Genomic DNA, 2,883 nt, shown 5'->3' with positions numbered 1-2,883 from the left:
GCGGCCAGGACCGCCTCGATCCCCTTCGGACTCCCCATGCCATGGCAACGAGCCTCGGAGCCGAAAGCGACGGCTTGTTTCCCGGCAGGCCCTAACCAGCGACATGTTGGCAGAACAAGGTGTTGATGGACGAGAACGTCCGCTCCACCACCCCCTTGTCGGTCGGGGTCGCGGGCCGGGAAGGCTGGACGGAGATACCCAGGGACCGGCAGGCCGAGAGAAAGGTGTCGGACACGAACACTTTGCCGTGGTCGATGCCGATCATCTCTGGAACGATGACGGGCTTTGCGGCCGCCTGCTCCAGCCGGGCGTCGATGTCTAACAGCCGGGCGTGAGGGATGAGCGTCGCCGACATAGTCAGGGCATCCGCCCAACCCGGCCGCATCGGCTCCGGGACCAGCATCTTCGCCAGCAGCAAGGAGGCGTCCACGGCCTTCGTGCCAGCAGGCCGTAGCACCGCGGCGCAGATCGTTCTCGTCGCCACGTCGACGCCGATCGTCAGCTCGGCCCGGCCCGTCACCCCGTCGTCCAGGACGACCATCACGTCCAACGGCGTCGTGTCTATCTGCACCATCTCGCCCGGCCGACAGGCCGAGGACGGCGTGAACACCCCCTGCGGACGACGAGCCTGCGACCTGCGGGAAGTCGCCTCGCCAAAGGCATGAGTGCCCGCGCTCACCGCCTCGACCAGCCGGTAGAACGCCGATCTCGACGGCATCGGCACCGCCCCCGGCCCGTGCCGCTCGGCCAGCAGAGTCTCTACCCGGCGCCGCAGCCGACCCCGTGTGCCCGTGGACTCATCCACCTGCGCGGTCAGCACCGCCGCGACCGCCGCGACCACCCGTTCATCTGCCCGCCCGGTCGGAGACGACAACCGGGTCTTGCGGTGATCCACGAGCCCCCAGAGCCCTTGCTCGCGGTACCGCTTGCGCATCCGACGGACCGTGACCGCACTCACCTTCCAACCGAGCGCGCTCAACTCGGCCGCCTTCGCCGCCTCACGCTCGTGAAGCGTCCGCACGGCCGGGTCATACGCAGGGCGCGGGGCAGTATCCGCACTGGCATCCACCGGCCGGCCGAACTCCACCTCCGTCACATGCCGTTCCCAGGCCGCAGCCCTCTCCGCCTCCTGCTTCGGCACCACGTCCAAGAGCGCGAACGGAGGCATCCGGGGCGGTCCCTCGCCCTGGTCGACGAGCTCGAATCCGTCGGCCGCCAGCAGATGCGACAGCAGGACCAGGCTCGTCGTGCCCGCCTCATCGACCAACCGCACCGTCGTCCCCGACAGGCCCACCACCGTGTGCAGCCGGTCATCCAGCCGCAGCCGGTCCCCGACCCGCAGGGCAGAACGCAGCACCGAACGCCCGGTCACCGCCCCTCCACCCGCGACACCAGCGTCGTATCTGTCATCGGCCTCGATAGATCCGCGCCCAGCCGACCTTGCCAGAGCAGATGGAAAACCACTGGCAGCACCGCGATCGGATCACCCATCAGCGCTGCCTGCCCCACCAGCGGCGACGGCACCGAGAACAGCGCCAGCAGCCGTTCGACCACGCCTTCCGCAACGCCGTGACGAGGATGCCGGTAGCCCGCCAGCCAGCGGACGTTCCCCATCCGGACCGCGTCCACTGCGCCGACCACCCGGTAACCCCACCCGGCACTTACGCAGGCCGTCCGCGTGGCCTCGAACTTCGCCGCCGACCGCGCGTCGATCCGGTCCAGCGGCCGGCAGTCCACCACCAGCCCCCGCCCGTCCTTGAACCGCGCAAAGTAGTCCGGGGCATGCGAGACCCGCTTGCCCCGCCCGTCCTCCCAGAACAGCCAAAACGGCTGCGACAGCAGTCCGGTGACCTCCGGCGTGAAGTCCAGCGGCATCACATGATCCCGCTCCAGCCAGGACTCGAACCCCACATGCCCACCGGTCGTCGCCGACCAGTACAGCCCAGGAAAATGCCGCTGCCCCCGGTAGGACGGGAACCCCCGCACCGGTCTGCCTTCCTCGAACGCCACTGAGACGGCCTCGGACAGAAGCCGCCGGTGCTCGCCCGCGGCATCCCGCCAGCCCACCTCGAAGCCGTCCACCTTCGACGGCGCCGACCCCTCCAGCTCACGCAGCCCCATGTATGCCACTGTGCAGTTCCGACGGGACCGAGCAGGAAGAACGGGACACGAACCCCTCATGTGAGTGACTGGCGCCCACCGGCCAGAGCACCGATACTCCGTTGCTTGATCAAAAACCGGTTCGACAGCATGGCGCCATGCAACGACATGAGCACGCCGGACCCGCAGCACTGCGCGCCATGCAGAGCCTGGCCACCCGCACCTTTCCGACCACCGGCTACCACCACATCGGCGACCTCACATGGAACTGGTGCCTGGCCCTCGACCGCGCTGACCAGTGCCCGACAGCCGTCTGGACCCAGGACGAACAGACGCTGGCCTGGGGTTGGTTAGAACTGCCCGACACCTTGATGCTCCTGGTCGACCCGGAGCACCCGGAACTGGCTCACGACGTCCTCGCCTGGGCCGAGCACAAGGCGTCAGGCCCACTGAGCATCGACGTCGCCGAGACCGAAACACACCTGATCAAGGCGCTGGAGCAGCGCGGGTACACCCGGACCACCGACGGACCGTTCATGGCGTGCCTTGGCCGCCCCCTCGCCGACCTGCCGGGCATCCCGCGCCTGCCGGACGGCTACTCGATCCGCCCCCAGCGCGACCATGCCGACGTGGCAGGCCGGGCGGCAGCACACCGCGCCGCCTTCGGATCGACCCGAATCACCACCGGACGACACGCCCGCATGAGGGACACCTGGCCCTACCGGCCCGAACACGACCTCATCGTGACCTCGCCCACCGGGGAAGTCGTCGCCTACTGCCAAG

Annotated in this window: 3 protein-coding genes; 1 reads left to right on the top strand and 2 read right to left on the bottom strand. The window is 69.0% G+C overall.

Going from position 1 to position 2,883, the window contains the following annotated elements:
- Positions 1-91 precede the first annotated feature (91 nt).
- Together AB0389_RS37720 and AB0389_RS37715 are read right to left on the bottom strand one after the other, a co-directional pair.
- On the bottom strand, positions 92-1,372 hold the full coding sequence (locus tag AB0389_RS37720) for a hypothetical protein (RefSeq protein ID WP_366400110.1): 1,281 nt from the start codon (positions 1,370-1,372) through the stop codon (positions 92-94).
- On the bottom strand, positions 1,369-2,121 hold the full coding sequence (locus AB0389_RS37715; RefSeq protein ID WP_366400109.1) for a TnsA-like heteromeric transposase endonuclease subunit: 753 nt from the start codon (positions 2,119-2,121) through the stop codon (positions 1,369-1,371). The genes AB0389_RS37720 and AB0389_RS37715 overlap by 4 nt, the downstream gene beginning before the upstream one ends.
- A gap of 137 nt (positions 2,122-2,258) precedes the next feature.
- Here AB0389_RS37715 and AB0389_RS37710 point away from each other — a divergent pair.
- Positions 2,259-2,883: GNAT family N-acetyltransferase (locus AB0389_RS37710; protein WP_366400108.1), on the top strand; the 625-nt coding region annotated here is incomplete at its 3' end.

This window comes from Streptomyces sp. NPDC093109, from assembly GCF_040701725.1.
In the GTDB taxonomy this organism is placed as follows: Bacteria; Actinomycetota; Actinomycetes; order Streptomycetales; family Streptomycetaceae; genus Streptomyces.
The sequence above is the reverse complement of the archived record's forward strand: the minus strand, read 5'-3'. Positions and strand labels throughout refer to the sequence as shown.